Origin of the sequence: Mesorhizobium sp. WSM3224, from assembly GCF_000427725.1 — a bacterium.
GTDB lineage: Bacteria > Pseudomonadota > Alphaproteobacteria > Rhizobiales > Rhizobiaceae > Mesorhizobium.
The window spans coordinates 1-26,993 of record NZ_ATYO01000041.1 but is presented as its reverse complement, the minus strand read 5'-3'; the positions used below and the strand labels follow the sequence as shown (position 1 = coordinate 26,993).

The following is a 26,993-nucleotide window of genomic DNA, read 5'->3' as shown; positions in this document are numbered from 1 at the left end:
GAGGCAATAGACCGACAGGCCTGTGCCGGCCTCCAGCTTCTTGCCCGCTCGAGCCATGCTTTTACTTGACTTACTCGACGAGCGCGACCGACTGGGCGGACGGGATGTCCTTCATCCCAAGGCTCGAGCAGTCCTGGTTGANGGTGGAATTGCCGGACCACTGGATGGTATCGGCAACAACCTGTGTGCAGCCGTTCTTGCCGGAAAAGTTGCCGAGGTAATTGACCCGCTGCCGGGGCAAATAGATAGCGCCGGTCAAAAGCGAGTTCGCGGTGCCGTTGAAGGTGCTCGACGCGCTGGTGCCGGTCCTGTCGCCGTAGAACAGCACGCCGGAATAGGTGCCAGAGGTCGGCGCGCTCAGGTTCACGCTGGCGTTGCCGTTCATACTGACGGTGTTGCTGCCGGACATGAAGATGGTCACGCCGGTGCAGGGTGCGGCGCAGGTGATGGCCGCGTTGGCGTTGATCTTGAAACTGCCCTGCACGACATAGACACCGGAAGAAAGCGCGACATTGCCCTTGAGGTCCATGCCACTGCAATAGGTCCCGGCCTGGATTGTTTGCGTCGTCTTGTTGCCGTTAATGCTCTTGCACGGGTTAGTGGCGGAGGGCGCCGGCAGGCTGGCGAACGGATCGGACGCAGGCAAGGCATGGGTGATGTTAGACTTGCAGACCGTGGTTACCGGGTTGTTCAGTATGATACCGCCCGCGGAGATAAGGCAGTCGGACTGAAGCCCGGCCGATCCCTGCACCTTGAGGGCATCGGAGGCGTTCGAATTCGACATGACNGANCAGCCGATGAGCTTGACGCTTGTGCTGCCTGAAAAGAGCGCCGCCTGCGAGGCCGACGAATTGAGCGCCAGCACGCTGGCCTTGGAGGCATCGGTGATGAGCGCCACCGCCCTCGCTTGTTCCGGCACCTTGCTCTGCGTGAAAATGGCTGTGAATATCCGGTCCAGGTTCTGGTTGAGGATCACCTCGACCGCCTTCTTGGCCGTGTTCGGCCCCGAAGTGGGCGGCGTGTGGACTACGATGGTGCCGGTACCCAGCCCATTCTCCGTCGCCGACTGGGTGACTGCCGCCGTGATCGCTGTGGTGTTGGATCCCTGGAGCTTCTCAAGCGCGCCTGCATAGGCGGCCGCATCCGCCGTCCCCTGCAGCTTGAGGCTCGAGTAATACCAATAGGACGTCTCCACGCCGAGGCCGGCCCCGCCGACGACGATCGGTAACGTCAGCGCAAAGATAACGGCAACGTTTCCGCTTGTGGACCGCCCCACGCCTGCCATCGTGCGCGAGATGCGGCTGAACATGGGTACTCTCATGTTGAATTAGAAAGCACGCATATATGAAGGAATTGCTAAGCCAGGCCATCGGACCGACGCCATATCGTCGTTCAGCGGGTCAAGGTCAGGGTAGGGTGCTGGCTCATCCACATGGAGGCGACGCTACCGCATGGGCATTTCGAGCCGTGGCTCGAGAAGCAGCGCGGGCTGTCTCGCGCTATGGCTCTGCAATGCATGGCGCTGGCAAAGGAAACCCGCCAGAGAGCGACAGAGGCAAGGACGGCGTAGGACAGCCGCCCCATAGAAACGCGCTCTGGCGGGACGCCATTGAGAACCGATCACGCCTTCCATCAGGAAGGCACCCCAGCGCGCTCATCAGTGCCTCGGCGCTGTCCCGCTCAAGATGAAGCTCGATCTCTTGGTCATCTTCCGTGATCAGCAGTAACTTGCCTTTCAGCGGGCTGCGCGAGATGACCACTATGTCGTCATCCTGATAGTCGGCTTCCTTTACCATGGCCTTCCTCTCTCGATCGCGCCAGCAAGCGGAATCTAATATTCGTGCGCGGCTTATCGCCATGCGGGGGCGCTGCCAGAATGGTCCTTGCCGGCCACTCCAAGATGAGGAATATAATCCTCTCCGTTGTTGCGGCGACCCCTTCAACGGAGTTCGCCATGCCTCAGAAGACATCGCCGACACCCTGGCCGCCCGCGAAAGGATGTACGTCAATTGCGGGCACCCGGCATGCTGCAAAATGACAAAGCTCGACATCCAGGCATTGATAGATCGGCTCGGCCCGGATCACGGTTCCATGCATTGGACTTGGTCGGGCTGTTCGGTTGCTCGGATTGCAAGGCCGCTGGACGGGATCGGCGCCCGGTGTTCTTCACTCTAGTTCCTGATTACGAGGGTATCCAGGCGCAGCGCAACCGCAACTGGAAACCGACTTTCGGGCCAAGGTGACAAGCTTCGAGGCCGAGGCGGCGCAGTTGTCACACTGGATAGCAGCCGCATTCTGTAAGTGTTTTACACCCGTTCATGTCACAGACAGAAAAAGTGTCGCAATATACCGCCTGTCCCGGCGGACACACTAAATGCGTTGCATTCGACCGCTTGGTGAAAAGATATTTCGACCCGGCCAGGCCTTTCGTCATTGGACCAGTCAATTTGCGATGGCTTGCTACAGGTGGTTCGGAGCTATGCGGAATTAGGTCTGCTGCCAAAGCAGAGCCCATGCACAATACAAGAAAAGACGCTGCTGCTAGCTTGATTTTCATCTTGCTCTCCTGAAGGTCCATAGTGAGAATCCCCCAAGGGAAGGTCGCAGTCAATTGTGTCCAACCGACTTGCTGCTCATACCGTTGTCGCTTGGTAAGCCTTCGAAGAAACGACTTACAGGAACGCCGAGCAAGTTGCCGATCATGAAGAGCATCGAGGCACGGTTCCTCGCGCTCTCGTATTTCTAAAGCTGTTGGAAGCTGGTGCCTATTGATCGGGCAAGCTGGGCCTGGGAAATGTCCGATTGGACGCGAACCGCGGCTATTTGGCTGCCGACATGCTGGTCAACGGGTTGAGGGCGACTTTGGATGGGCGGCTCCGGCTAAGCCTTGACGAGGCGGGCTTGTCTCGATTCCAGCGAGTCCTTTCGAAATTCCATCTGCCGCCCCGGAGCATCAACATTGCAGGCCGAGCCACACGGCTTTGCAGCCCTTCGGATCGGCGCTAGTCATAGCCAAGCCAGCCGATATCCTCTAAGGCCGAACGAATCTGCGGCCAGGGAAGCTCAGAATCTTCCATCGAAGTCTGTCCTTCCCTCAACACGGCATCTAACTTGGCCGCGATCCAGCTAAGGAGTTAGCAGGGGTTTCCGACAATAGACAGAGCAGTGCTTCCGCACGCGCCGCAGCCTCGCTCTCAGCACTCAGCGTGGCGGTATAACCAACTTCCAGGTCGGCGGAATCCCAGCGGATCTGATGCGCTGCGAGCTCCGCTTCAGCCTTCGTACGAGTTGCCGCGTCTTCTGGGCCGAGATCGAGCATTTCGTGGAACCGCCTCAAGTGAATGTACCCTCACGCTCTTGCCGTTACGCAGCAGAATCGTCGCACAAGGGAGCCCGATGGTTTCAACGAGCATGCGCTCAAGCCGCTGCTGCTGGTGGCACAGCCGCTCAGTTCCTTCGTGAGCAGCCTGCCATTCGCGCCACACCGTAACCGCAGGATCAGCTCCCGAATGAGTACCGAGAAATGTTCTTGGCTGACCTGCCGCCATTGCGTTTGGCGTTCCTGTGAGTAACCTGCTGCGAGTGACGTGGGGCGAAGTCATGCTATTGTCGGAATCAGCCATGATCCGAGCTCCGTTAAGCTAGGCGTGGTCAGGCTGACCTTGGTGTTCGCGCACTTTAGTCAGCCGCACTGGATATCGCTCGATAGGGTCTCACCGCTCCAGCGAAATTGATGGAAAAAATATCAAAGTGACTTTGTGAATGTCAATAGAAAATCTATCAAATGGCCCCACGTCCATCACCACCAGACAAATTAAGGCCGCAAGAGCGCTTCTGGGCTGGTCGCAAGAGGACCTGGCAGAACGATCGGCAGTTTCAGAACCGACGATTGCACGTCTGGAAGCCGAAGATGGGCCCCTTGGCGGTCGCCCAGAAACAGTGATGAAGATCATCAACGCTTTGGTAGCCGCAGGTATCGAATTCATTCTGGAAAACGGTGGCGGCCCAGGCGTGCGCCAGATCAAAATACCCAGCGCGCTCCGGTGAGGCCAGAGCGGCGTAGGCCGACGACAGAGTCGATCTGGCGGTGTGGATTCTCTATTCCAACGACAAAATGTCGTGAGAACCGTGGCCGGCTAGAATCTGCTCAACGGCTCTGCGATTATCCATGAATGCAGCACGGCGCCCTTCATCGGTTAGGCGTTCTTTCGCGATACGGGCGCTCAGGATGGGCCAGATCGTTTCGTCTGCCGGCTCAATCAACCGCATTGAGGAGCAGACCCGCATTGTCCATGTGCAGCCTGGATCGGACACAAGTGTTCACGCCATGGGCTCGAGGATTTGCCTGGGCGTGAAACATCTCTGGATGATTGGCATGTGCTCGCAGGGTGGCAGTTTTTGACGAGAGGATGCCCGGCTGACTGCTTGCACCGGGCTCAGTTGTTGACATGCGACAGCCGCAGGCCGGCTTCGTCCGGGGCCTCGGCCATGCCTTCCTCTGCGAAGCGGTACATGTCCTCGAAATCAAGCTCATGCTCGAAAACGACGCCGCCGACGCTGATTGCGAGCACATCCTTGTCGCCCTTCGGCGCGAAATAGATATCGCCGACCGCGCCGCGAACGCGCTCGCCAACGTCCCTGGCGTCCTGCTCGCTCGCCCCCGGAAGGAAGACGCCGAACATCGAGGTTCCGATCCGGCCGATCAGATCGTCCTTGCGCACCGAGGACCGGATGGCCGATGCGATCAGCCGCAAGGCCTCGTCGCCCCATTCGAGACCGAAGCGCAGGTTGATCGATGCCAGATGTTCCGGATGGATGACCAGAAAGGCGCCGGAGCGCGGACCGGCCGGTCTCGCGGCCCTCCTGTCGACCATCGACGTGAACACCTTGCCGTTCAGGCAGCCTGTCAGCTGGTCATAGGTGCCGGATTTGGTGAGTTCCTGCCGGTAGCGGCGGATCTCGATCTGTTGCCAGCCGAGCAGGACAAACAGCGGCAGGCCGATTGCCATCGGCACGATGACAGCCGTGATGGCCCCACGGACGAACGGTGTCAGGCTGTCGCTGAACATCAGCAGGTAGTTCAGCCCGAGCGAAAGACAGATGCAGGCGGCGGTGCCAAGCACGGCCAGCCAGATAACCTGCTTCCATGTTTGAACCGGCGCGGTCGACTTCATTGGGGGCACGGGCCAATCTCCTATTCGACGCATAGGCTTACAGGAGGTCCGTTACGATTTCGGTTTCAGGGAAGCGTACAATTTGATGCAAGTGGGCATGTTCTCCATGGGAAGCGACGGATCCGGCCCACGCAGGTGGCCGCGCATATGATCACCTGCCCAGCCGTGGAGCAGTCCACGCTTTTTAGAAGCGCTGAATCGCTCTGACCATTCTGCTTTCACGCAATTACGGAACGGAACCGGCCACCGGCTTTCCCGCAACAGCGCTATTGCGGCGGGCCGAAAATGCCCATCCTGGCGTCTCTCGCCACCGCCTCCGCCTTGGCGTAGATGCCGGTGGGAGCGGCCATCGCCCAGCCGTTGGAAACCAGCCAGGCACCGACATCCTGCCTGCCGAGCGCACAGGGCGCGGCGATGGCGAAGCGGTCGGCATCCGGCGGCAGAAGGCATTTCAGCGCCCGGCCGCGCAGCCAGGCGTTGAAGGCGGCCCGCGCCCGCTGGCCGCAAGGCCAGGCGGTGTTGTCGAACGTGCAGGTCCTGTCGGGATCTATGTCGACCGTCCCGCTGATGGCGACCTTGCGCCCCATGGCCTCGAGGACCGCCGAGGTGGTCGCGACCGGGCGAAAGAGCAGCGTCTCGCGCCAATCCCGCGGCATCGGCGTCTTCGGCCGCGGCGCAAGCCCCAGTTCGCTGAGCGGAGGGCGCGGCTCGACGCGCTCGATTGCGGACGGGTCGAGCGGCGGCGGCGCAATGAGGTCTTGGGCGATCTTGCGCGCCGGCTGGCCTGGACGTGTATCACGCACCCGGACTTGGGAGGCCGGTTGCGGTTCACCTGCGCCCTGGACCGGTGCGATCGAAGGCGGGTCGGTCGATAGCCGGTGCCCGCCTTCGGCGATCAGCAACATGCCGGCGAGCAGGCCGAGACCGCCGAGCACCGGCGCCAGCAGGGGCAGGCCGGGCGGCTTCGCCTGGCTCACGCGCGGCGCCTCGCGAGATCGCGCCGGCCGTCGGTGATGCTGCTCGAGCCCAACCTGCTAGCTCCTGTCGACACCGCGCCACCCCGACCCTCGAACCGGACCATACATTAGACACGAGCGACATTCCTTGAAAAGCAAGGCGTTGCGTTAAGTGTCGCGCAACCAATGCGTCCTAGGATCGGCCATCGGATGTCGAGGGGATGACATGACACGCAAGCCGACACTGCTCTTTGCTTTCCCGGCCCTGATGCTGCTTTTGCTGGCGGCGGAGCGAGCGGCCGCGATGCTTCTCGGCTTCTATCCGGCGAGCCCCGCCGCGTGGCACGCCTGGCTCGAGCTGCGCCCGTTCTCGACCATGTTCTGGCAGCAGGCGCATGTCTATCTCGGCGGGTCGATGGCCGTCGACGCGGCTATCCTTGCTTTCGCCGCTGGCGCCTGCTGGATGATTTGCCAGGCAAGGAGATCCGCCGGCTTCTTTCTCGCCAACCATGCCGCGCTGATCTTTGCCGGCAAGATGATCGCGTTGAGCAGCCATGCCGAAACGGCAAGCACCATTGCCGCTTTCACCATACCGAATGGCTTGCACTTCTCGCTTATGCTCGACTTCAGTTTGAAGAACAGCCTGGTGCTATGCCTCGGTCTGGCGGCCTGCGCTTACTGCCACGTCACGTTCCTGCGCGAGGCCAGGGCGCGCGCCGAAGCCCGCGCGGTCCGTATCCTGGCGCTGCAGCGCGATCTTTAGTAACCGGCTCAGTTGATCTTCTTGTAATAGACCTTGCCGTCGGGCTGCTGGATGCGCTGATAGGCCGGATTGGGGCCTGGAGGCGCGACCTTCCGCTTGAACAAGTGCGGCGCGTAGCCGGGATAATCGGCGCCGCTTTCCTCGGCCGAGGACGCATCCGCCACCGTGGTGTTGTCGAACGTGGCCGGCTCGGGCGCGCTGGGCGCCGGCTCGCTGGCGGCAACCGGCTGGCCCTGCTCCAGTTTGGCGAGATTGCCGCTGATCCGGCCGAAATTCGCCTGCAGCTCCCGGTCCAGCGTCTCGAACCGGCTCTGGAAACCGTTGTTGACGGTGTCGATGCGGGCGCCGATCCGCTGCTCGAACTGGCCGAGCTGTTCCAGCCGCGCCTCCACCGTCTTGAGGTCGTTGACGCCGCGATAGAGATAGATCGCGGCCGTCACATTGACGACGGTGACGAGCACGGCACCTGCCGCGACGACACCGATGGTTCTTGCCCGGCTCGGTCTGCCCGGAGCTTTTTCCCGTTCGCCAAGCTCGATTGCCGGAACGTCCGGCTCGCTGATCATCGTCATTCAACCACCACCTTTGCGCCCACTGCGACGCGCCTGAAGAGATCGATCACATCGGTGTTCGTCAGCCGGAAGCATCCGGACGTGCCGTCGAAACCGACGCCCTTGGGATCGTTGGTGCCATGGATGCGATAGAGCGTATCGCGCCCGTCGCGCGCGAGGTAAAGCGCCCTGGCGCCGAGCGGATTGTACGGGCCGGCCGGTACCATGGCCGGCAGTTCCGGCTGGCGCGCGCGCATTTCCTTGGGCGGGCGCCATTCCGGCCATTCGGTCTTCGACGCGATCTTGACCGTTCCGGTCCAGCCGAAGCCGTCGCGGCCGACGCTGATCTGATAGCGCAGCGCCTGGCCCTGGCTCGTCACCAGATAGAGCGCCTTCTCTTGCTTGCGGATGATGATCGTGCCGGGCTGCTCGCCGGTCTGGAAGGCGACCGCCTTGCGCAGGCTGGGGCCCATGGCCGGCAGCGGCGGCAGGCTCGACCCTGCCATCGCCACGTCGCAGGCCGACGCCAGCGCGATGCCGATCAGGCCGGCGGCGGCAAGACGCCTGGCTATGCGAAGCATTTGCTTTGCCGCAATTGCGGACGGAAAACCGCTTCGCACTTTTCCTGCAATTGCTCTAGCGCTGGGCATTGTCCAGCCGCTCCTTGAACATGCGTTTCAAGTCCTTGTTGAAGCGTGCGCGTCCGTCCACCTCGGAAGGCAGGATGGCGCGGTTCAGCGCGTCGGCCAGAAGCGCGTTGTCCAGAGCCAGCGACTTGATGTGCGGCGCCTTGAAGATCTTCTCCAGCTCGCTGCGCGAGAAGTGGTTGCCGAACCATTTGCGCTTGTGCTTGTTGGCGACCAGCGTGATGTTGACCTTGTTGCCGCGCAATTCGCGGATCTTCTTGTAGAGCCGCTTGCCTTGCCTGAGCGAGGCGACGTTGAGCTCGAAGACGATGAAGATCTCGTCGCTCGTGCGCAGCACCGAATCGTGCCACGGCGTCTCGATATTGGGCAGGTCGATGACGATGTCGTCGAAGCGGTAGGCGACGAGATCGAGCAGCCGGAAGACGAAGTCGGAACCGTGCGGCTCGAACGGCAGTTGCGGCCGCTCGAAGGAATAGAGCGTGAGACCGGACGGCCGCGACAGCTTGATGACGTCCATCAGTTCGACATCGAGCCGGTCCGGCTGGCCGATGATGCCGGTCAGGTCGAACTGGTTGAACTGGTTGAGATAGGCGCCGCAATTGGCGCTCTGGAAGTCGAGGTCGACGAGGCAGGTCGAGGCCGCCCGCTCGGACGACTTCGAGGCCAGGTGCTCCGCCGCCGAGATCGCTAAAGTGGTGGCTCCGGCGCCGCCGCTGGCGGCGATGAAGGTGATGATGCGGCTCTTGGTGCCCTGGCTGCCGGTGTCGTGGAAGGTGACGGCGTTGAGCAATTCCTTGGCGTCGAGCGGCTTGTGCAGCCAGTCGGATGCGTTCATGCGCACCAGGACGCGCGTCTGCTCGGAGGTGAGCTCGTCGGAAATCGCGATCAGCGGCACCGAGGCCCAGGCCGCGCGCGCCTCGACGATGGCCGGATTGCCGAGCAATTCGCCATTGGCGACGTCGAGGATGATGATGCCCGGCCGGCTGTCGACCGGCGGCCCCTTCAGGAACTCCACCGCTTCCGAGATCCTGACATCATAGATCGCCAGCGCGTCGAGGCGCGTGGTGACGTCGTGCTTGAAGTTCGCATCCGACGAAAACAGCGCCACCTGCTTTCGCTTTGTCGGGAGGACTCTGGTGTCGATGGCGTTCATGTTGGCGCGCTCGTTTTCAGGTCTTCGCCCGTGACCGTGCTCAGCATGGAGGGCATGTTGATTTGTTGAAATCCCATCAGTCCGCTCAGGAAGAAAAATTGGAAAGTCCGGGTTTGCAATTCGACTGTGATGGTGGGCACGGGGCCGCCGAGCCTGGTCTGGAAACCGAGCCCTGTCGCCGAATAGGTTATGACGACCTCGCTTCGCTTCAGGCCCGGAAGGAAATGGCACATGCCGGGCCTCTGCGTTCCGGAGAGGGCGGGACAGGCATCGTCGTTGGTGACGGCCGTGTCGCCTCTGAAGATGCGGCTGAAGGCATTGGCATCGAAGTTGGCGGAGTTGCCATTACAGGCGCCGGTGCTGCCCGTATATTTGCAGACGAACGGGGCATAAGCGCCGGCCGCTACCGGCGCGCCTGGCACCGAGGTTGGAGCTGCGGCGGCAAGCACGGTTGCCGGCACCACGGGATCGGAAATCGAGGCGAGCCTTGCGCCGATCTGGACACCTTTGGTTGCGCCGTTCCATTGATAGAGGGCGTAACCGAAATCGACGAAGCCGAGCGTCAGCGCGAAGAGCAGAGGCGCAACGATGGTCATCTCGACCATGGCCGAGCCGTGCTCTGATGCTGCGAAGCGCCTTGCCATCATCAGAACCGGATCAACCGCTCCTGATGGAAGCCGCTCAGGGTGATCGGGCCGATGTTGAGAATCGCCAGCATGCCGACACCGCTATAGGGGTAGGTCCCTGCTGCATTGACGATGCACACCTGCGGAGTCACCGATCGGTACTGGGTAACGCCGGCAACGACAGCCGGATAGCATGAGCCGCTGGCGCCGATGGTCACTGTCACATCCGCTTTCTGCCATCCGCTGACGCGTGGCGTGTTCGTCACCTTACCACTTACGACCGTCAGCGAGGCCGTTCCGTAAACTGCGATGTTCGTCGCAATGTCGGCACAGTCGATCGCCGACCAGCCGACATCGGTGTACATCTGGCTGTTGCAACGAGCACCGAAGCGGGCCGCGTCGGTCAGCCCTGCTTCCATCAACAGCTTGTCGTGGATCAGGTTGCCGAACTCGAATACGCCGGCCGATAGGAACACCATCAGTGGTGCGACAAGTGTCATCTCGACAAGCACCGCGCCACGCTGGTCTCGGCGGAATTTCGCTAGGTGACGTCCGATGGCTCGAAACATCGCCATCACCTATAGAGTTGCGCTTCGTCGCGCAGATAATTGTCGAGTGTGCCGCGTCCCCCTTGGCCTGTGATGTCAACCAGTTCGACATAGATGTTCTTGCCGTCGTTGATCGGTTGGGTGATGAAGAAACTGCCGAACCGCCTTACGGGAACTGTCGCTCGGCCCTTGAAACTCACGCCGCTAGCCTGGAGCGCATTGCAGTCCAGGATTGCGCCGTAGAGCAAGCGGCGGTCGGTGGTGGTGATCGGAGTGCCTGCCGCTGCCGGCGGGGTGCCTTTTTCACCGTCAACGGCGGCGTCCTGGTAGATGTTGTTATCGATCTCGTACCGATAGACCTCGTAGCGCGTCGGGAGGTCGGCGCCGGTGCCCGACAGGGCTGATGGAACGGCACGCGTAGGATGGTTGGCGGCCCAATAGCGGGCGAAATTCCAGTCGCCGGCGCCCATGCGGCCGCCCATCATCGTGCAGTTGCCGGCGATCTGGCAAGAATCGCGCTCGAGGCCTACTCCCTTTGTTGGATCGGTTTGGTAGTCGACCTTGTTGTCCGCGACGTACTGGTCCCAGTTTGTTGCGCCCTTGCGCACGTTGACCGCGGGTCCATCCGAATAATTGGAGGAATTGATGCCGAACCGCGAGTTGATCCCGTTCTGCACAGGACCGGAGTTTTGCCCCGGCTCCGTTTGGACGCCATCGCGCGAATAGCAGTTCTGCGGTTTGGAGTCCGCCAGCATCTTTTCGAGCTCGTTGGCGCCGTTGCCAAACGGCGAAGACAGGAAAGCGAAATTGCCCGGCGCGTAGGACCCGTCCCCACGTAGGACGATTTGCCGGCGACGATATTGCCTGGTTTGTGCCGCCTGCTCCAGTGTGACGCCGCCGGTGATGCTGGTGTCCTCGTAGGGATTGCACATGAACACCGGCGTATAGTCGCAAACGCTCGACGTGAAGCCCGCGACAGCTGTAGCGCCGACGTTGAAACTATTGCTGGCGGAGTTTCCGGTTAGGAACGAAGCCGGGAAGAGCGCCGCGAACCCGGTTGGCGTGACCTTCACCTGAACGAAGCGAGTTTCTAACTCGCCGGCTGCCGGGTCGGTGTTGGCGTAATTGGCCGCCGTTATCGCGACGTTGTCGTTGGGTAGGTTCTTCAGGAAACACCAAGAGATGTTTCCCGCGCTGTTGCATCGCAGGGTGCCTCCGGGTTGCCCGGCGCTAAGCGTGAAAACGCCATTCGTGCCCGTCGTCGAGAACTGACCCCTATTGCTGACCAGCGTCGCCATGGCGCGTTCGGCGCGCGCCCAAGCACCGGCGGTGCCGTCCAACTCGGCTGCGCCTGCCAACGCAAGGGCGTCTGCACCTTTCTGCAAATCGTTGTGCAGATTGTTGGCTCGGCTCATGTCGATGACCAGTAGCGAAAGGCCGATGATTGCCGGCAACATGATGCTGACGAGGACGAGCGCCATGCCGCGCTGATCGCGCCAGAATCTTTGTATGGTCCCCAACATGACCTTACTTTCTTTCGTCCTGCGCCGGCCCTCGTCGCCTGGCGCGACCCCGCATCTTTTGCTTAATTGGCCGTGCTCGTTCCAATCGACGGCCCGACACTCACCGCCATGCCCGTTGCCGGCGCCGACCCACCTGGCGGAAGCTTGTATTTCTGAACGACACCGACGGACCGCGCGCCGTCGCCTTCGATCTTCGTGTTGTTCGAAGCCGGGTTATATGGATCGACGGTCTGCAGCAGCTGATTAGTCCTCTGCGAGTCGCCGGCGGCCAGCGTCATCGTGTCGTAATTGTTCAGATAGTCGGCCGCGCAGCCCGCGAGCAGGCTGGTACCGAGAAGGATGAGCAGGAGCTTACTTTTTGACATAGACCAGCTTGTCCTTCGATTTGACATCCAGCATGTGGCCATAAGGGCCGATGACGCCTTCGCCATGCTCATACATCCGGATCATGTCCTTGTTGACTTCGAGCTGGCCGAGCAGCATGAGTTCCGGATCGTTGGCCGGCCTCGTCTTGTCGAAAGGCGTCGCCAGTTGCTCGCCGGGCCTCACCGGCCGCACGAGATGCGGCGTGACGATGACGACCAGTTCGGTCTCTTCCTTCGCCGTGCTCGAATTGTGGAACAGTGCCCCGATGATCGGCACTTGGCCGAGCCATGGTACCTGGTTTTGCTGTATTGTGTTCTTGCTGGAGAGCAGGCCGCCGACCGCGAAGCTCTGGCCATCGCGCAGGTCGACCACCGTCGCCAGCTTGCGGTTGGTGAAGATCGGGTCGCCCGCGCTGGTGAAGCCGGTCAGGTCGCTTACCTCCGGCGCCAGCTTGATGTGGATCTTGCCGTCGTCCAGCACAATCGGCGTGAAGTTCAAATTGACGCCGAACTGTTTGAAGACGATCTCGACTTCGCCTTGCGAATTGACGCTGCGCACAGGCACCTCGCCGCCGGCATTGAAGCTGGCTGTCTCGCCGGAAACCGTGGTGAGGTTCGGTTCGGCCAGCGTGCGCACGACGCCTTTGGCCTCCAGCGCCTCGATGATCAGGTCGACCTTGATGTTGCTGTCGATGATGCGGGTGATGAGCGCCGCGAACGGATTGGTATTGGAGAGGAGGCCAGAGACCAGATCACCCGCACCCAACTCGGCCCCGTCTTTATCTACCGTGGCAATGCCTGTCCCGACCCGGGTAGTGCCCCTGCTATTCGTGCTTTTGAACGAGACACCAAGATCGCGGCCTGCGTTGCGCTTGGCCTCCAGGATGCGTACCGACAGATTGACCTGCTCGCTGTCGTCGATGGTCACGGCATTGATGATGGAGTCAGGTCCGTATTGCTGAGTGACTTCTACAATGGATGCCAGCGTCGCGGCGTCCTTGACGTGGCCGCTCAGGCGAACCTTGCCGTTGATCGAGCCGATCTCGATGCGCGCCTTTGGCGCCACCTGGCGAATGGCCACCGCCATGTCGCTGACATCCTGGCCGACCTCGATCTGGATGGCGCCGAGCGAACGCTTGTCCTCGGAAAACAGATTGACGGTGGTGGTGCCGACGCTCTTGCCGATGATATAGAGCGTCTTGTCGGTCATCGGCTGCGCGTCGGCGATCTTCTCGTCGCCAACGACGATATCGCCCAGCGTCGAACTGACCTGGATCGTGACAGATTGCGACACGGGCACGAACACGCGGTGCAGCGATGGGCTCGACACGTCGATGAAGCGGTCAGCCGCTCTGGCCGCATGGTCCAATATCGCCGATACACCAACAACGGATAGCGCGGCCGCCGCCATCCTTACACAAAACCCCTTCATTCCCCGTCTCCCCGTTTGCTGCCCACGGCAGCTCCGCCGCGCCGACCCTCGTCAGTCTTGTCGCGGTACGTCGTATGTTTCGAGCTTCACGCCGCGAAAGACACCTATTGTAGCGCGAGCTGGTGGCTCCGGCTGCACATATTTTACCACTTCCTTTACAACTTCCTGCACTTGTGGTGCGGGCGCCACTGCGGGGATAGGCTTCACCTTGCTCAATTGATCTATCCGGTCACCTACCCGGTCGACAGCTTGGGCCAGCCCATTAAGCTTGTCTTCGGCTTGCTTGCGCGCGGCTTCCTCGGCGGCTTGCTTGTCGAGTTCGGCCTGGCGCTTGGCGACATCCTCCGGCATGTCGCCGGTCAGGTCGGCGAGCGTCACTCTCTCATTGGTCTCGCCTTTGCTGCCTGCGGCCTGGCGAAGAGCCAGTGACAACTGACCGGCGCCAGCGGCAAGCGTCAGCTTCTGTGCATCCTTGGTGCTGACTTCGACCGTGACCGCTTTCACGACTTGCGGCGCGTCCTTGCTTTCATCGGCAACCTGGTCGACGGCAAGCACCTTAACACTCTGCAGCAGCACGTCGACGAAACTTCTATCAGCGCCGTCGTCGCCACGAACGTTCCGGGTCAACAAGACGTCAACTCGATCGCCCGGAAAGACAAATCCCGCAACCCCGAGCACGTCGTTGACACGGATGGAAACTGCCTTCATGCCTTCGCCGAGCACCGCCGACAGTGTGGCCCGCTGGCCCGGACCGGTGATCCTGGATGCAAGAATAGGTTCATTGGCGCTGATCGACTGCAGCGCCTGCCGCGCCCCATCGCCAGCCATTGCCTCTTTGACAGTCTTGAATGCGCCTGCCGGCACGTCTCCCGCCGGCCATGCAATTTCTCGCAACTTGTCGACGCTCAGCGCGTCGCCGAATTTCAAAGGTACTGCCGCAACCACGACCGTGCTCGCCTGCACGCCATTGGACTGCGCGAGAGCATTGCGCTGGCCAGCAAGCCAGATATTGATGAGCACAACCGCCAGCACGCCGAATATGCCGGCGAGTACGATCATAATCAGTGTATTAGCGCGCATTTACCCCAAGCCCCATTTAAGCAAACCCACCTAGCGCAGACAGACGGCGCCCAACCCGAGATTGCTTTGCTATATCAACTCGACCAGGCCCGAAGGTCGTCTCCGGGCCTGGTCCATTTCTGGATCAGCAGCCGGTCACGTTCGCATCCGTGGTCTTGAGATTGGTACACAGCGTGGTCCACTGATCTTTGACATAAATACCAACGCCAATGATGATAGCGATCACTGCTGCCGTGATGATGCCGATCAGAATTGAATATTCGACCATGGCAGCGCCGTTTTCATCGTCGCGGAACTGCAGGGCCGTCGTCATGAGCTTTTTCATGCCAATTCTCCCTTGGGAGTCAATTCGACTAGGCTCGAAGCTGGTCTCCGGGCCTAGTCAGTTTCTGGATCAGCAGCCGGTCACCTTGGCATCCGCGGTCTTGAGATTGGTGCACAGTGTGGTCCACTGATCTTTGACGTAAATACCAACGCCAATGATGATCGCGATCACTGCCGCCGTGATGATGCCGATCAGAATCGAATATTCGACCATAGCAGCGCCGTTTTCATCGTCGCGGAACTGCCGGGTCATCGTCATGAGCTTTTTCATGCCAATTTCTCCCTTTGGAGGTTTGAACCCGACGAGACAGAAGCAAGGAATGAACCCCATACCCAAGCATCCCCCGTCACGTTCAATCCTAGGGTGCGCGAAAAAGCAGTGTCAAACGGATTAACGAAAGCTTAACCTTTCAATACTCGATCTGCGACCGTTTCAATTTGCACAAGCGCTTGATTCGCTTCATTTTTCAAGCCATCTTAACCATTCATTCACAATTATGCCTAGGTCATGCCTCGTTAGGGCCATATTAGAAATATCACATAATTCATTATATCTAACGATTTAGCGGGACTAATGGCGGGTCCTGCGGCAAAAGTCCTAGGACTTTAGTCTGCTATTGCGGAGAAGAGGGAAAATATTCATACGGATTTATGTTCATTTTTTAACTATGTCAAAAGTAATATACCCCGTTTGGCTTGGCAGCCGCTTGTGCCCCTCGTGGTTAACGCTTAGTTTCCGCACTTGGGGAAATCAAAGGGGGCGGGCGGCATGTTGGGTCGCTTCATCAAAGGGCAAGGTGAGCAACGGGCGCAGCAGGTGGCGCCCGTGGCTGCGGCGGCGAACGGGACGGCCGCGGCCATTGTGGCGGATGCCGAACCGCAAGGTCTCGACTTCCTGACCTTGAAGGTCGAATTGCATCGCCATCTTATCGATCGCTTCAACTTGGCGGCTCTGGAAACCGCGTCGAAGGACGAGATCCTGAACGAGATCCGGCCGATCGTGCGAGAGTTCGTGCGGAGCCGGAATGTGCCCCTGAATGCACGCGAGCTCGATCAGCTGACCAGCGACACGGCCGACGAGATGCTGGGTCTCGGTCCGATCGAGCCGCTGCTCAAGGACGATACGATCACCGATATTATGATCAACACGCACGAGCGCGTCTTCATAGAGCGTCGCGGCATGATCGAGCAAACCGCGATTCGCTTTCGTGACGAAGCGCATCTGCTGCGCATCATCAACAAGATCGTCTCGGCTATCGGTCGCCGGGTCGATGAATCCTCGCCGATGGCGGATGCGCGCCTTGCGGATGGCTCGCGCGTCAACATTGCCGTGCGGCCGGTTTCGGTCGATGGCCCGCTGGTCTCGATTCGAAAATTCTCGAAGAATCCCTATTCGCTGGAACGCCTGATGGCGTTCAATTCGATCCGCCAGCCGATGATCGACATGCTGCGGATTGCCGTGCAGGCGCGCAAGTCGATCCTGGTCTCGGGTGGCACCGGCAGCGGCAAGACGACGTTGCTCAACGCGTTGTCGAGCTGTATTCCGTCCAAGGAACGCCTGGTCACCATCGAGGACGCCGCGGAACTGCAGCTGCAGCAGCCACATGTCGGCCGGCTGGAGACGCGCCCGCCCAATGTCGAGGGCAAGGGCGAGATCCGCCAGCGCGAGCTGGTCAAGAATGCGCTGCGTATGCGGCCCGATCGCATCATCGTCGGCGAAGTGCGCGGCGAGGAAGCCTTCGACATGCTGCAGGCCATGAACACCGGCCATGAAGGCTCGATGACCACCATCCACGCCAACACGCCGCGCGACGCCATATCGCGTATGGAGCAGATGGTCGGCATGGCCGGTTTGCCGATGACGCACGAATCGATCCGCGCGCAGATCGCATCGGCCATCGACATCATCGTGCAGACACAGCGCCTTGCCGATGGCGGAAGGCGCGTCGTCTCCATCTCGGAAATCACCGGCATGGAAGGCAATGTCGTGCAGCTCCAGGAAATCTATCACTATGTCAGGCGCGATGTTGCCGCCGACGGCGCCATCATCGGCGAATATCGTGCTACCGGCGTGCGCCCGCGCTTCGCCCCCGAAGCCGCGACGCTCGGCTTGCATTTCGCCAAGGATGCTTTCAATCCGCAGGTGGCACTGTAATGCTGACGGGCCAAGCACTTCTCTATTTCATCTATGTGGTTGCGGCCGCCTCCGTCATCCTTGCCGGCGAAGCCTTTTATCTATCTCTTACCCGCCAGCGCTCGCGTCGGGTCGCGGTTAATCATCGACTCCGCCGTATCGCCGATGACGCGCCGGCGGAGCAAACATTGCAGAGCCTGTTGCGCGAACGTGGACTGACCGACTCGGGAGACTTCATCTCCGGCTTTGTTTGGTTAAATCGGCTGTACACCCAGTCCGGTGTTACCGGAAACCCGGCGACCTTCGTCATGTCGTTTCTTCTGGCCGGCCTTGCGCTGGCGTTGCTGATCTGGTTTCTCCTGCGCGTTGCAGCGCCAGTAGCTTTCATCATCTTTCTCCTGGTGGCCCTTGCCTTGCCGGTTCTTGTTTTGCGCCGGGCACGTAACAAACGGATTCAGAAATTCGCCAAGCAATTGCCCGACGCCCTGGACATGATCGTTCGTTCGCTTCGAGCAGGTCATCCTGCTTCCGTCGCAATAGGTCTTGTCGCTCGTGAGATACCTGACCCACTCGGCACGGAATTCGGCATCGTCGCTGACGAGATCACTTTCGGACTAAGCATGGAGCAGGCAGTGCGGAAACTGTCAGAGCGTGTCGGCTTCGAAGGCCTGCACCTGCTGTCCGTGTCGCTCGCTATCCAAGCCAAGACGGGCGGCAACCTCACGGAGATTCTTGCAAACCTCTCATCCGTGCTGCGCGAAAGGCAGAAGCTCAGACTGAAGATCAGGGCGCTCTCGGCCGAGGGCCGCGCGTCGGCATGGCTCATCTCGCTGTTTCCTGCTGTCATGTTTCTGATCCTGATACTCGTCGCGCCTTCCTACTATGGCCAGGTCTGGGGCAGTCCGTTAATCCCGCCTGTGTTCCTGTCGTTCGGGGCTTGGGCTCTGCTCGGCGATTATATCATGTACCGAATGGTCACTTTCGACTTCTAGGAGCGACCATGAACCTGTTTTCCAACCTGAACAATTTGACCTTTCTCGTCTCCATCGCCGTCTTCGCGGCGGCGGCTGCCATGTTCCTGTTCGCCGCTCTGGTATTCCTGCCCGCGATGCAGACGCGTAGGCTGGTGACGGACAGCCTTGTCGGCGATAGGCCCATGGATCGCCGCTCGATCCTGGCGCAGGATCTTCTCACCAAGACCGCTGCGCAGCGGCCTGTGGAAGCCTACTTCAAATCGATGGAAAAGGAGCGCAACGAGCCCGACGCCCTTGAGGCGAAACTCTTTCGAGCGGGTTTTTATCACCCCAGCACGCTTCTCATCTACACGCTTTGCCGGTTGGGCGCCGTCGCCATAGGCTTTCTGGTTATGTATGCCGTCCTGTCGAGGATATTGCCGCCACAGCTGCCAGGCTTCATTGCCCTCGCCGGGTCGGCGCTCTTCGGACTGGCCTGTATCGTTATTCCTGGCATCATGCTTGATCGCTTCGAGAAGGCGCAAAAGCAGGTCTATCGCCGCGCCTTCCCGGACTTCATGGACATGATGATCACCTGCGCCGATGCCGGCATGAGCCTCGAAGCGGCAGTCGAGCGTGTGAGCCAGGAGATGGCCGGCACCCACAAATGGCTGGGCATTCAACTGACAATCATGAATCTGCAATTGCGCGCGGGGAAGCCGCTTCGCGAAGCCTTGCGCGAACTGGCGGACCGTATCGGACTTGATGAAGCCAAGGCATTGGCGGTTCTGTTCCGGCAATCGGAAGAACTCGGCACCAGTCTCACCGACGCTTTGCGCGTCTATAGCGCCGAGATGCGCAGCCAAAGAATTTTGACCGCGGAAGAGCGCGCCAACGCATTGCCAGTCAAAATGATGATCCCTCTGGGGCTCTGCATTTTCCCTGTCGTGATGATGGTGATCCTGCTGCCGGTGATCATCCGCATGAAAGGCGTTTTCTTCTGATCCGCCATATGATTATCTTCTAAAACAGAGTCGGGGACTCGTGGGACACAAAATGACACGGCCAAAGCGCCTCGTAGTTGCGACCAGCCTGCTGCTTATCTTCCTCGCCGGTTGCCAGACGAACGACACCAACGGTGTCGTGCGCACCAATGAGCCAGCCAAAGGCGACTACACCGCCTTTGGCGATACCTTCGATGGGCTGAAGACAGTCAGCGATGTCGACTACTATGCCTCTGACCAGGCGGTCACCGAGGCCAAGACGCAGTTCCGTTCCGAAAATTACGGCAACGCCGGTGCGCTGTTCTACAAGGCCACGCGACTGGCGCCCAACGATGGCGTTGCCTGGCTGGGTCTTGCCGCCTCCTGCGACCGCATCAGGCGCTTCGATCTGGCCGACATGGCCTACGGCCGGGCCTACCGGCTGCTTGGCGCGACGCCAGAGTATTACAACAATGTCGGCTATTCCTATTTGCTGCGCGGCAAACTGCAGGATGCGCGCAGCAACTTCCTCAAGGCTTATGAACTGGCGCCCAACGATCCGACGGTTGCCAACAATCTGAAGCTGCTGTCATCCAGCGTGCGGAACGTAGAGCGGTAGGACACTGCATGCTGCTGACCGCTACGCTTGTGTTCGAATCTTTGGCAATCCTGCTGTTGGCAAGGATCATCTGGGCAGATTTCACCACACAGAGAATATCCAACCGCGACGTGCTGCTGCTGCTCTGCCTCGGCCTTGGAGCTCTGCAATTCCAATCATTGCAAGATCATTCATGGATGGAGATGGGCCTGAGCGCGTTCGGCGGTGGTGCCCTGTTCCTTGCGCTCTTTCCATTCTGGCTGTTGCGCAAAATTGGCGCCGGCGATGTCAAGCTGATGAGCGTTATCCCGTTTCTGGTTGGGGGGAGCAATCTTACCGTGTTTACCGTGTTGCTGCTGGTTTTCGCGATTGCCACAGCGGCGGTGATCAAGAATCCTTTCTTACTGCCGGCAGGGATGTTTCGTCATTATGTGCAGCACATGGACGAGAAGGGCGTCGTGCCGTTCGGCGTGCCGATCTCGGCAGCTGCCATCTGCGCCATGATACTGCAAATGTATCACGCCATCGTGGTGGCAACCAGCTCGGGAATTCTGGAGCAGCTAAACTGACCGTTGGGCGCGGGTCCAGCTTTTCGTTGCCGCGATTTGAGCTGAACGTGGGGAGTTGGGGGGACAAGAGTGAAAAGCGTCGGCGACTATATCATCGCTCGCTTTGAGGCGTGGTGCAGGCTGGCAAGCGATCCCGTTTTTTACTTCGTTGCCGCTTTTTTGCTCATCCTCTTGGGATGCGACGTTATTCGCAAAGGTTGGCGTCGGTCCTTGTCGCGACGGGCTATCGAAAGCGTGGCGGCGACTTTGGCGATCTTCCACATCAATGTCTTCTTGGTCCCCGGTGTTTGGCTGCTCTCGGATCAGGTGAAACAAGGCTACGACCTGCTTGGCATTACGAGCATTCCAGGCAAAGTTTGGAGCGGCCTTCCCATATGGCTTCTGAGCTTCCTTGGCATCCTGGCGACTGACTTCGCTAATTACTGGAACCATCGCCTCATGCATATGAAGTGGCTGTGGCCCGTGCACGCGATTCACCATTCCGACCCGGTCGTCAACGGTTTGACCACATTCCGTGTTCACGCGCTGGAGAATCTGGTGATGTGGATCTCTTATACCCTTTTGCTGAGCTGGATCGGATTGCCGCGTGACGCGATCGGTTATGGCGCCCTAATCGTCCTGTTCCACAATATCTATGTCCATGTCGATGTCGATTGGGGGCACGGCCCGTTGCGGTTGTTTATCGCGTCGCCGCGTTTCCATCGCTGGCACCATGCCGATGTGCCTGCGGCTTACGGCAAGAACCTTGCCAACATTTTTCCATTCTTCGATTGGCTGTTCGGCACCTATAGAGTGCCTGGGCCTTGCGACGTCCCCTTGGGCGCTACAGGCGTGCCGCGCAACGATGTTTTGAAATTGACGCTTTGGCCTCTGATTGAATGGTCCGGGCCCGCGATTCGCCTGCTTCCAACGTCCCGGCTACAGGTAGTTGATGATCGAAGGGATGTTCCGGCCGAATAGCCCTCAATCCGCAGTTGTGTGCCGTAAAGCTTTCCTGGAATTGCCCCCCAAAATCCCGACGTCGACTTCTCCACCAGCTTCAGCTGGCCCTTTTCGATCCTGGAGAACGGCATCGACCCTTTGGCTCGAGCCGTCGGCGCGGACGCAGAACAGGCCGGTCGAGCCGCAGCCAGCTAAGCTAGATGCCGCCTTCGCTGGGGCGCGGGCTTGTTCTCTGGCGGTTCCCCGGACACGGATGGCTTTGGCGAGACAAATACCAAGCGTTCGATGAGGGCAACAGCCCCTGCCGCTGTCGCGCAGAGAGCAACTAAAACGAGCAGCTTCCTAAGAAAATCCAATGAGACCCCCAGAGCCCAAGTAATTCTAAAACCCAGCCGTCGACTTCTCCACCAGCTTCAGCTGGCCCTTTTCCACCTTGAAGAACGGCATCGACCTTTGGCTCGAGCCGTCGGCGCGGAAGCGGAACAGGCCGGTCGAGCCGCGGAAGCCGCTGGCGTTTTCCAGCACCTGCTTGTTGAAGCCGTCGGGGCCGACTGAGCTCGCGATGCCCGCGCTCAGCGCCACCATGTCGTAGGCATAGGCCACGTTGACGTCCGGCTGGTAGTTGTAGGTGGCCTTGAAGCGGTCGGCAATCGGCCCGGTCTCGCCCTGGTCGAGCGTCGCGATATAGGCGCCTTCGTAGAGCGGATCCATGGGCCGCTCGAGCCAGCGGTCGGTGCCGATCAGCGTCACCGCCTTGCCCGGAATGCCTTTCGCCTTCAGCGCCGCCAGCACCGCGGTCGGGCTGTTGTCGCCGCTGGCGACGACCACGGCGTCGGGCGCGTCGACCAGCGAGCCCATGTCGGACACGACCTTCGCGCCGCCGTCGCTCGCCGAATAGGGCAGCGTCACCGCAAGCGTGGCGCCATAGATGCTGAGCGCGTTGGCGACCCGCGATTCGATAGGGCTCGAGTCCGCGCCCGCCGGCACCAGCAGCACGAATTTCTTGGCGCCCTTGCTGGCGATTGCCGCCGCGCCCGCCGCGGCGCTGTCGGCCTCGCTGAGCCGCACGGAATAGACGCCTGGGCCGCCGGCGAAATTGTCGGCCAGCGCCAGCACCGGCGGCCGCTTCGAGCCGGAGAGCTTGGCAAGGTGCTGCGTGGCCGCAAGCTCGGACGGCCCGATGACGACCTTCGCCGCGCCCGACGTGATCGCCTTCACCGCGAGGTCCTTGGCTAAGGAGCTGTCGCCGCGCGTGTCCTGGATCGTCAGCGTCAGAAGCTTGTCGCCGAGATCGGCCATCGCGAGGCGCGCGCCATCATACATTTTCCTTCCGTTCTCGCCCGTGCTTCCGGGAGCCGAAAGCGGCAGCAGCATGGAAACCTTGGTCGCGCCCGTGCCGAGCGTCAGGTTGGCGTTCGCGGCGGCGGCCGAAGTCGGGCCGGCCGAGGTAGGGCTGGCCGGGGTAGGGCCGGCCGGGGTAGGGCTGCTTGCCTGCTGGGCTGCCGCGCTGCCTGCCTGGCCGGCCGGTGCCGTGATCGCCGATGGATCGAGCACGTCCGACGCGCCGCTCTTGGACTGGCAGCCCGACAGCGCCGCGACGAGCCCGAAGGCGATCGCCCACCTACGCGGACCACGGACGTGCCGGTCAAGGTTCATGCTGCTTCCATCCCATTTGCCGCCAGGTAGTTTGCCCGGTCTGTCTTCCATTCATCTTAACGCCCGCCGCCGTCTCTATCCATCGAAGAGCCGCGCTCTCAACCCCTGTATGACCCTTGCCTGCGCCGGGCTTCGATACTCCGCGCACCTCATGTATCGTGGCCCGGGCACGAAGAGGCGGCGCACGCAGACCCGCTTGCCCTGGCCGGGGACCGCATCGTCCGAAGCGCCGACCGAAAAGCCGACGGTCGAGACGTCGGAGAATCCGATCGTCGCCACCGGCAGCGGCCCGGTCACGTCGAGGCCTTCCCTTGCCAGGATCGCGCGTGCGCGCTGGCAGTAATCGACCGAGCGTATCGAGAAGCGGGTTTCGCCGTGCCCGGCGCGGTATTTCATCACGGTTGTGCAAAGATCGCCCGCGGCGATCCTGTTTGCCTGCGCCAGGTATTTGACGCCAAGCGCGATGTTGGTGGCCGGCTCGCCAAGCTCGTCGAGCGAACCGCGAAAGCCGAGCATGCGGGCCGTCGCCGGCATGACCTGCATCAGGCCGACTTCGCCGGCGGCGCCGCGCACGCCGGGATCGAAGCCGCTTTCGATCTCCATCACCGCATGCGCCAGCACCGGCTCGAGGCCGTAGAGCGATGCCTGGCAGGTTGCGAATGCCTTGAACGTCTCGCGTGTCCGTTGCGGCGCCGCATCGCAGCGCACGGGCAGCGCCTGTTGCGATTGCGGCCGCTCCAGCCAATTGGCATGGACAGGCGTCTCGCCCAGGCCGAGCAAGGCGACCGCCAAAGCAATTCCAGGAAAAGCGTGAAACGCCCGGCGCCTTCGCCGCGATCTTCCGTCAAGAATTGCGTGAAAACCGGGAGATGGTGCGTTTCGCAGTTTCCGTGAAACGGCGAAACGATCCAGCGCAATTCCAGGAAAAGTGTCGCACGGTTGGGCCCGGCGACTTCGCCTTGGCCTTCCGTCAAGAATTGCGTCAAAACAAGAAAATAGAGCGGTTCGCCGTTTGCGTGAACCGGTGAAACGCTCCAGCGCGATCGCCTGAAGCAGCGTTCCGTCGGCCACCATCGCAGCCAGCCGGTGCGGCTCGCCCGTCAGCTCAGTTCATGTACTCGACCATGCGGTCGTGGAAGCACTCGCATTTGTTGAGCGTGTCCTCGTCCTTGTAGTTCGTCTTGAGGTAGCCATAGGCCATGCCGCAGGCGACTTTGGCTTCCGAAGCCCAGACGAAGGCGGGGCGCGACGAGTTGATCCATTCCGGGCTGTTGGCGACGGCGACGGATTCGTCCATCAGCTTCACCACATGGTCCTTGAGCTCGACCATGTTGTCGGTCAGCACCAGGTCCGACGTGCCGACGGTGCGGCAATAATTCACCGCCGGCTCGCCGATGATATCGGCGGCAAAGCCCGTCGACCCAGCCAGCAGCAGCGCCGCGGCCGAAGCCAGAAGTCTTGCGGAATGCATCATGTAAGCCCCTCTTCGAATTGCGAATTCATGGTTCGCTAATGTGTAGCATGGAAGCGTAGCTTTGCGCTACGCCACCGAGCCACCAAGTTTGCGCCATTGGAACGATCATACCGTCACGGCACGGTTTCCGTATGAGTGTGGGTGTGATCGTAAAGAATGGTAATCGCGGAATTGACGCCTACTCCCGTCAATGTTGCCACTTCGACCATACTGCCGCCGGCAGCGGTTCCGTTGTCGTCGACCATCACGTGGGCCGCGTTGTTTGAGAAGGTAACACTGACCGTGGCGTCTGCCTGCGGATCCGTAGTCGGCGCGTTGCCGCCGAGGGACTGGAGCAGATCGGACAGGTCGATAACGTCATGGCCCTGTGTATAATCTGCGATGACATCGGCCACGTGGAGCGTGAGCTTGGATGGATCGATCACAAATGTATCGTCACCCGCGCCGCCGGTCATCGTGTTTGCCCCGCCGCCACCGATCAGCATGTCGTTGCCGCCGCCGCCGATAAGCGTGTCGGCGCCACCTTCGCCCCTGAGCGTGTCGTTACCCAGTCCGCCCGCTAGGTAATTTGCGCCGGAGTTGCCGAACAGATAGTCGTCGCCGGAGCCGCCGATCAGGCCCTCAATGCCCGTAAGGGTGTCTCCAGCGGCATCGCCGCCACCGATCGTCCCATCTGCGGGATTTGTCGAAAATGCCGCCGCATTTGCATGCCCGTCATCGTGCAGGTTGATCGAAATCGCAGCGAGGCTTCCGGTGTAGTCGGCAATGTCAGTTCCAGCGCCGCCCGAGATCGTGTCAGTATGTGTGCTTCCGGCGATCACATCGTTGCCTGCTGTCCCATTCAGGGCATATGAACCGCCCGACCCGGCCGCCACCTGATCGATATGAAGAGTTGAGGCGCCCGTGGTGTCCCCGTCTCTATCTGTCGCAGTGACGTGAAAGTCATAACTTTGATCGGACGGGAGAATAGTTTTGGAGACAGTCATCGACGTGATACGAATGCCTTGGCCGCTAACGTCGTTGCCGCCCTCGAAAGTAAGTTGATTAAAACTGATCGTTGGGTCGATGAGTACTGCACCCGCCGCCGTGATCACGACCGAACCGCTCTCCGTTACATTGTGGACTGTGTCGACGGCAGTCCAATTGTAGGTCCCACCGCTACCGTTGATCTGAGCCACATTGATGGTCACGGCATCGTTGAATTCCGGATTAACGTTCGGGCTCTGATCGCCAGGTTGCCCAGGATTGTGGAACTCCATCGTGAAGGCTTCACCGCTACCAGTCCACTGGTTGGCGACACCGAATCCAGCACCGCTCGAGTTGATTCCATCCGGGCTGGAAAACTCGACCCTGCCATCCGTTGTCTGGCGCCAAGCCGGGCCGCCCGAGGGCAACGCTGTGAGGTCATAAGGGTTGCTTGTCGCCAACTGAGGCGCAAAAAGATCGAAATGATAGGTTCCGTTGGGTGCGACTGTCACCGAGAAAACGTCAATACCGCCGCTAGTTTGCCCGTGAAGGGTTGTTGTTCCATCAAGAGCGACAGTCGTTGCGTAGGAGACCCCGCTGATAACTGGGCCAGTGATGTTGAAGTGTTCAATGCCGTCCGCACCAGGTATCAACGAGAAGAAGCCGGCGACCGATCCAACCTCATTCGGGATGACGCCCGACGTGAAGGAGCTCAGAGAGGGACCATCATCATGGAAAACGGCCTTGGAGCCGAGATCAATTGACTTGGAGGCCGTATCGCCGTCGCCGTCGGTCACGGTTGCCGTCAGCGTCACCAAACCCGAGGTGAGGCTGATGCCTTCGGAGGTGTCAGTCGGATTGTCGGCGGTATTCTGGTGTACGGCGCGGAAATCCGTCAGCGTCGCCTGGCCGCTTGCTGCGTTCACCGCGAGTGTGAATACCAGGTAGGCCGCATCGCCGCTGTGGCCGGTCACGTAACCCGAAACCGTGCCGCCGCTCTGCGTCAGCACCACAGTCTGGCCGGTCGCCGAATCGATCAGGTTCGAGGTCACACCTTGTGACGAGACGCTCACGCCGTAGCTCGTGGTGGCGCCGTCTGCGCCCTGCACCACGGTGAACATCCCTGCAAAGGCGGCCGTAGCTGCCGTTAGCACCGCGTTCGGCGTCGAGCCGTTCGCCAGGTAGCTTTCATCGACTTCAAGCGTTTGGGCCGTGGCCCCGCTCAGAGAGATCGCCGGGCCGTCGTCCTTGATGCTGAGCGTGTTGCCGATGTTGAGCGACTGCGANGCCTTGTCGCCGTCGCCGTCGGTCACCGTCGCCGTCAACTGGATCAGGTTGGCCGTCAGGCTGGTGGCGTCGTCGGGCGTGTTGGAGGCATTGTCCTCATGCACAGCCCGGTCGAGATCGAACGACACCTTGCCGTTGGCGTCCACGCTGGCCGTGAACACCAGCGGGCCGCCGGCGCCGGCATGGCCTTCGACCACGTTGCCGTTCATCGACAGCACCACCGTCTGGCCCGTCGCCGTGTCGATCAGGTTGGAGGGGCCGGCCGTCACGCTCAGCGCGTAGCTGGTCG

Annotated in this window: 27 protein-coding genes; 8 read left to right on the top strand and 19 right to left on the bottom strand. The window is 60.7% G+C overall.

Translation table 11 applies throughout. The features are described from left to right. Positions 1 to 70: 70 nt before the first annotated feature. Entirely contained in the window at positions 71 to 1,309 is a 1,239-nt protein-coding gene (locus YU3_RS0132235; RefSeq protein ID WP_245273723.1) for a pilus assembly protein TadG-related protein, read from the bottom strand. A 190-nt stretch (positions 1,310 to 1,499) separates the two neighbouring features. Further along, positions 1,500 to 1,796 (bottom strand): hypothetical protein, encoded by a 297-nt coding sequence (locus YU3_RS41915; RefSeq protein WP_036260041.1) that lies wholly within the window; start codon positions 1,794 to 1,796, stop codon positions 1,500 to 1,502. 1,966 nt (positions 1,797 to 3,762) lie between these two features. Here YU3_RS41915 and YU3_RS0132220 point away from each other — a divergent pair. Then, positions 3,763 to 4,047, top strand: a complete 285-nt coding sequence (locus YU3_RS0132220) for a helix-turn-helix transcriptional regulator (RefSeq protein WP_051334181.1) — start codon at positions 3,763 to 3,765, stop codon at positions 4,045 to 4,047. A 389-nt stretch (positions 4,048 to 4,436) separates the two neighbouring features. Here YU3_RS0132220 and YU3_RS0132210 read toward each other — a convergent pair whose 3' ends face one another. After that, complete coding sequence (locus tag YU3_RS0132210; protein ID WP_036260038.1) at positions 4,437 to 5,174, bottom strand: GGDEF domain-containing protein; 738 nt, start codon at positions 5,172 to 5,174, stop codon at positions 4,437 to 4,439. A gap of 266 nt (positions 5,175 to 5,440) precedes the next feature. Further along, the gene (locus YU3_RS0132205) at positions 5,441 to 6,151 is read right to left on the bottom strand and encodes a hypothetical protein (RefSeq protein ID WP_051334180.1); all 711 of its coding nucleotides are present in this window, start codon (positions 6,149 to 6,151) and stop codon (positions 5,441 to 5,443) included. A gap of 205 nt (positions 6,152 to 6,356) precedes the next feature. Between YU3_RS0132205 and YU3_RS0132200 the strand changes: the two genes are divergently transcribed. Further along, the gene (locus tag YU3_RS0132200) at positions 6,357 to 6,893 is read left to right on the top strand and encodes a hypothetical protein (protein WP_027170054.1); all 537 of its coding nucleotides are present in this window, start codon (positions 6,357 to 6,359) and stop codon (positions 6,891 to 6,893) included. Positions 6,894 to 6,901: 8 nt separating this feature from the next. On the opposite strand, the gene YU3_RS0132195 is transcribed toward YU3_RS0132200, so the two are convergent. The 11 genes from YU3_RS0132195 to YU3_RS0132145 all read right to left on the bottom strand — a co-directional run bounded on the left by YU3_RS0132195 (position 6,902) and on the right by YU3_RS0132145 (position 15,413). Next, positions 6,902 to 7,465, bottom strand: a complete 564-nt coding sequence (locus YU3_RS0132195; protein ID WP_027170053.1) for a hypothetical protein — start codon at positions 7,463 to 7,465, stop codon at positions 6,902 to 6,904. After that, the gene (locus YU3_RS0132190) at positions 7,462 to 8,025 is read right to left on the bottom strand and encodes a L,D-transpeptidase (RefSeq protein ID WP_036260036.1); all 564 of its coding nucleotides are present in this window, start codon (positions 8,023 to 8,025) and stop codon (positions 7,462 to 7,464) included. Before YU3_RS0132190 ends, YU3_RS0132195 begins: the two co-directional genes overlap by 4 nt. A 55-nt stretch (positions 8,026 to 8,080) precedes the next feature. Next, on the bottom strand, positions 8,081 to 9,244 hold the full coding sequence (locus tag YU3_RS0132185; protein WP_027170051.1) for an AAA family ATPase: 1,164 nt from the start codon (positions 9,242 to 9,244) through the stop codon (positions 8,081 to 8,083). Further along, positions 9,241 to 9,891, bottom strand: coding sequence for a TadE/TadG family type IV pilus assembly protein (locus YU3_RS0132180; RefSeq protein ID WP_245273722.1), 651 nt, complete (start codon positions 9,889 to 9,891; stop codon positions 9,241 to 9,243). The genes YU3_RS0132185 and YU3_RS0132180 overlap by 4 nt, the downstream gene beginning before the upstream one ends. Continuing rightward, positions 9,891 to 10,439 (bottom strand): TadE/TadG family type IV pilus assembly protein, encoded by a 549-nt coding sequence (locus YU3_RS0132175; protein WP_245273721.1) that lies wholly within the window; start codon positions 10,437 to 10,439, stop codon positions 9,891 to 9,893. Before YU3_RS0132175 ends, YU3_RS0132180 begins: the two co-directional genes overlap by 1 nt. Positions 10,440 to 10,444: 5 nt before the next feature. After that, positions 10,445 to 11,899: a pilus assembly protein TadG-related protein gene (locus YU3_RS0132170; RefSeq protein WP_245273720.1), complete on the bottom strand. Its 1,455-nt coding sequence runs from the start codon at positions 11,897 to 11,899 to the stop codon at positions 10,445 to 10,447. 104 nt (positions 11,900 to 12,003) lie between these two features. Continuing rightward, on the bottom strand, positions 12,004 to 12,306 hold the full coding sequence (locus tag YU3_RS0132165; RefSeq protein WP_027170047.1) for a hypothetical protein: 303 nt from the start codon (positions 12,304 to 12,306) through the stop codon (positions 12,004 to 12,006). After that, positions 12,293 to 13,738 (bottom strand): type II and III secretion system protein family protein, encoded by a 1,446-nt coding sequence (locus tag YU3_RS0132160; protein WP_027170046.1) that lies wholly within the window; start codon positions 13,736 to 13,738, stop codon positions 12,293 to 12,295. Before YU3_RS0132160 ends, YU3_RS0132165 begins: the two co-directional genes overlap by 14 nt. Positions 13,739 to 13,789: 51 nt before the next feature. Next, positions 13,790 to 14,818, bottom strand: a complete 1,029-nt coding sequence (gene cpaB, locus YU3_RS0132155) for a Flp pilus assembly protein CpaB (protein ID WP_027170045.1) — start codon at positions 14,816 to 14,818, stop codon at positions 13,790 to 13,792. A 124-nt stretch (positions 14,819 to 14,942) separates the two neighbouring features. Next, positions 14,943 to 15,143 (bottom strand): Flp family type IVb pilin, encoded by a 201-nt coding sequence (locus YU3_RS0132150; RefSeq protein ID WP_036260033.1) that lies wholly within the window; start codon positions 15,141 to 15,143, stop codon positions 14,943 to 14,945. Between the two features lie 69 nt (positions 15,144 to 15,212). Continuing rightward, positions 15,213 to 15,413 (bottom strand): Flp family type IVb pilin, encoded by a 201-nt coding sequence (locus YU3_RS0132145; protein ID WP_027170043.1) that lies wholly within the window; start codon positions 15,411 to 15,413, stop codon positions 15,213 to 15,215. A gap of 498 nt (positions 15,414 to 15,911) precedes the next feature. On the opposite strand from YU3_RS0132145, the gene YU3_RS0132140 reads away from it, so the two are divergent. From YU3_RS0132140 to YU3_RS38870, 6 genes are all read left to right on the top strand, one after another. Next, complete coding sequence (locus tag YU3_RS0132140) at positions 15,912 to 17,297, top strand: CpaF family protein (RefSeq protein WP_027170042.1); 1,386 nt, start codon at positions 15,912 to 15,914, stop codon at positions 17,295 to 17,297. Then, the gene (locus tag YU3_RS0132135) at positions 17,297 to 18,268 is read left to right on the top strand and encodes a type II secretion system F family protein (protein WP_027170041.1); all 972 of its coding nucleotides are present in this window, start codon (positions 17,297 to 17,299) and stop codon (positions 18,266 to 18,268) included. Before YU3_RS0132140 ends, YU3_RS0132135 begins: the two co-directional genes overlap by 1 nt. An 8-nt stretch (positions 18,269 to 18,276) precedes the next feature. After that, positions 18,277 to 19,233, top strand: coding sequence for a type II secretion system F family protein (locus tag YU3_RS0132130; RefSeq protein WP_051334179.1), 957 nt, complete (start codon positions 18,277 to 18,279; stop codon positions 19,231 to 19,233). Between the two features lie 52 nt (positions 19,234 to 19,285). Further along, positions 19,286 to 19,831 carry a tetratricopeptide repeat protein gene (locus YU3_RS0132125; RefSeq protein WP_027170039.1) on the top strand — a complete coding sequence of 182 codons (546 nt, stop codon included), beginning with the start codon at positions 19,286 to 19,288 and terminating at the stop codon, positions 19,829 to 19,831. 8 nt (positions 19,832 to 19,839) lie between these two features. After that, on the top strand, positions 19,840 to 20,379 hold the full coding sequence (locus YU3_RS0132120; protein WP_027170038.1) for a prepilin peptidase: 540 nt from the start codon (positions 19,840 to 19,842) through the stop codon (positions 20,377 to 20,379). Positions 20,380 to 20,448: 69 nt separating this feature from the next. Further along, a complete protein-coding gene (locus YU3_RS38870) occupies positions 20,449 to 21,339 on the top strand; it encodes a sterol desaturase family protein (protein WP_051334178.1) in 891 nt (296 codons plus the stop codon). A gap of 363 nt (positions 21,340 to 21,702) precedes the next feature. Here YU3_RS38870 and YU3_RS0132110 read toward each other — a convergent pair whose 3' ends face one another. The 4 genes from YU3_RS0132110 to YU3_RS38865 form a co-directional block, all read right to left on the bottom strand. Next, positions 21,703 to 22,977: an ABC transporter substrate-binding protein gene (locus YU3_RS0132110; protein WP_027170037.1), complete on the bottom strand. Its 1,275-nt coding sequence runs from the start codon at positions 22,975 to 22,977 to the stop codon at positions 21,703 to 21,705. Between the two features lie 75 nt (positions 22,978 to 23,052). Next, on the bottom strand, positions 23,053 to 23,769 hold the full coding sequence (locus YU3_RS0132105; RefSeq protein ID WP_245273718.1) for a transglycosylase SLT domain-containing protein: 717 nt from the start codon (positions 23,767 to 23,769) through the stop codon (positions 23,053 to 23,055). A 313-nt stretch (positions 23,770 to 24,082) separates the two neighbouring features. Continuing rightward, positions 24,083 to 24,451, bottom strand: coding sequence for a hypothetical protein (locus YU3_RS0132100; RefSeq protein WP_027170035.1), 369 nt, complete (start codon positions 24,449 to 24,451; stop codon positions 24,083 to 24,085). Between the two features lie 113 nt (positions 24,452 to 24,564). Beyond that, positions 24,565 to 26,993, bottom strand: a 2,429-nt coding sequence (locus tag YU3_RS38865) for a DUF5801 repeats-in-toxin domain-containing protein (RefSeq protein ID WP_027170034.1), incomplete at its 5' end; no start/stop codon positions are given.

Bases quoted from the DNA above. Each gene is read 5' to 3' on its own strand.
- YU3_RS41915 (WP_036260041.1), bottom strand. From the start codon at position 1,796: ATGGTAAAGGAAGCCGACTATCAGGATGACGACATAGTGGTCATCTCG.
- YU3_RS0132220 (WP_051334181.1), top strand. From the start codon at position 3,763: ATGTCAATAGAAAATCTATCAAATGGCCCCACGTCCATCACCACCAGA.
- YU3_RS0132210 (WP_036260038.1), bottom strand. From the start codon at position 5,174: ATGAAGTCGACCGCGCCGGTTCAAACATGGAAGCAGGTTATCTGGCTG.
- YU3_RS0132200 (WP_027170054.1), top strand. From the start codon at position 6,357: ATGACACGCAAGCCGACACTGCTCTTTGCTTTCCCGGCCCTGATGCTG.
- YU3_RS0132195 (WP_027170053.1), bottom strand. From the start codon at position 7,465: ATGACGATGATCAGCGAGCCGGACGTTCCGGCAATCGAGCTTGGCGAA.
- YU3_RS0132190 (WP_036260036.1), bottom strand. From the start codon at position 8,025: ATGCTTCGCATAGCCAGGCGTCTTGCCGCCGCCGGCCTGATCGGCATC.
- YU3_RS0132185 (WP_027170051.1), bottom strand. From the start codon at position 9,244: ATGAACGCCATCGACACCAGAGTCCTCCCGACAAAGCGAAAGCAGGTG.
- YU3_RS0132180 (WP_245273722.1), bottom strand. From the start codon at position 9,891: ATGATGGCAAGGCGCTTCGCAGCATCAGAGCACGGCTCGGCCATGGTC.
- YU3_RS0132175 (WP_245273721.1), bottom strand. From the start codon at position 10,439: ATGTTTCGAGCCATCGGACGTCACCTAGCGAAATTCCGCCGAGACCAG.
- YU3_RS0132170 (WP_245273720.1), bottom strand. From the start codon at position 11,899: ATGGCGCTCGTCCTCGTCAGCATCATGTTGCCGGCAATCATCGGCCTT.
- YU3_RS0132165 (WP_027170047.1), bottom strand. From the start codon at position 12,306: ATGTCAAAAAGTAAGCTCCTGCTCATCCTTCTCGGTACCAGCCTGCTC.
- YU3_RS0132160 (WP_027170046.1), bottom strand. From the start codon at position 13,738: ATGAAGGGGTTTTGTGTAAGGATGGCGGCGGCCGCGCTATCCGTTGTT.
- cpaB (WP_027170045.1), bottom strand. From the start codon at position 14,818: ATGCGCGCTAATACACTGATTATGATCGTACTCGCCGGCATATTCGGC.
- YU3_RS0132150 (WP_036260033.1), bottom strand. From the start codon at position 15,143: ATGAAAAAGCTCATGACGACGGCCCTGCAGTTCCGCGACGATGAAAAC.
- YU3_RS0132145 (WP_027170043.1), bottom strand. From the start codon at position 15,413: ATGAAAAAGCTCATGACGATGACCCGGCAGTTCCGCGACGATGAAAAC.
- YU3_RS0132140 (WP_027170042.1), top strand. From the start codon at position 15,912: ATGTTGGGTCGCTTCATCAAAGGGCAAGGTGAGCAACGGGCGCAGCAG.
- YU3_RS0132135 (WP_027170041.1), top strand. From the start codon at position 17,297: ATGCTGACGGGCCAAGCACTTCTCTATTTCATCTATGTGGTTGCGGCC.
- YU3_RS0132130 (WP_051334179.1), top strand. From the start codon at position 18,277: ATGAACCTGTTTTCCAACCTGAACAATTTGACCTTTCTCGTCTCCATC.
- YU3_RS0132125 (WP_027170039.1), top strand. From the start codon at position 19,286: ATGACACGGCCAAAGCGCCTCGTAGTTGCGACCAGCCTGCTGCTTATC.
- YU3_RS0132120 (WP_027170038.1), top strand. From the start codon at position 19,840: ATGCTGCTGACCGCTACGCTTGTGTTCGAATCTTTGGCAATCCTGCTG.
- YU3_RS0132110 (WP_027170037.1), bottom strand. From the start codon at position 22,977: ATGAACCTTGACCGGCACGTCCGTGGTCCGCGTAGGTGGGCGATCGCC.
- YU3_RS0132100 (WP_027170035.1), bottom strand. From the start codon at position 24,451: ATGATGCATTCCGCAAGACTTCTGGCTTCGGCCGCGGCGCTGCTGCTG.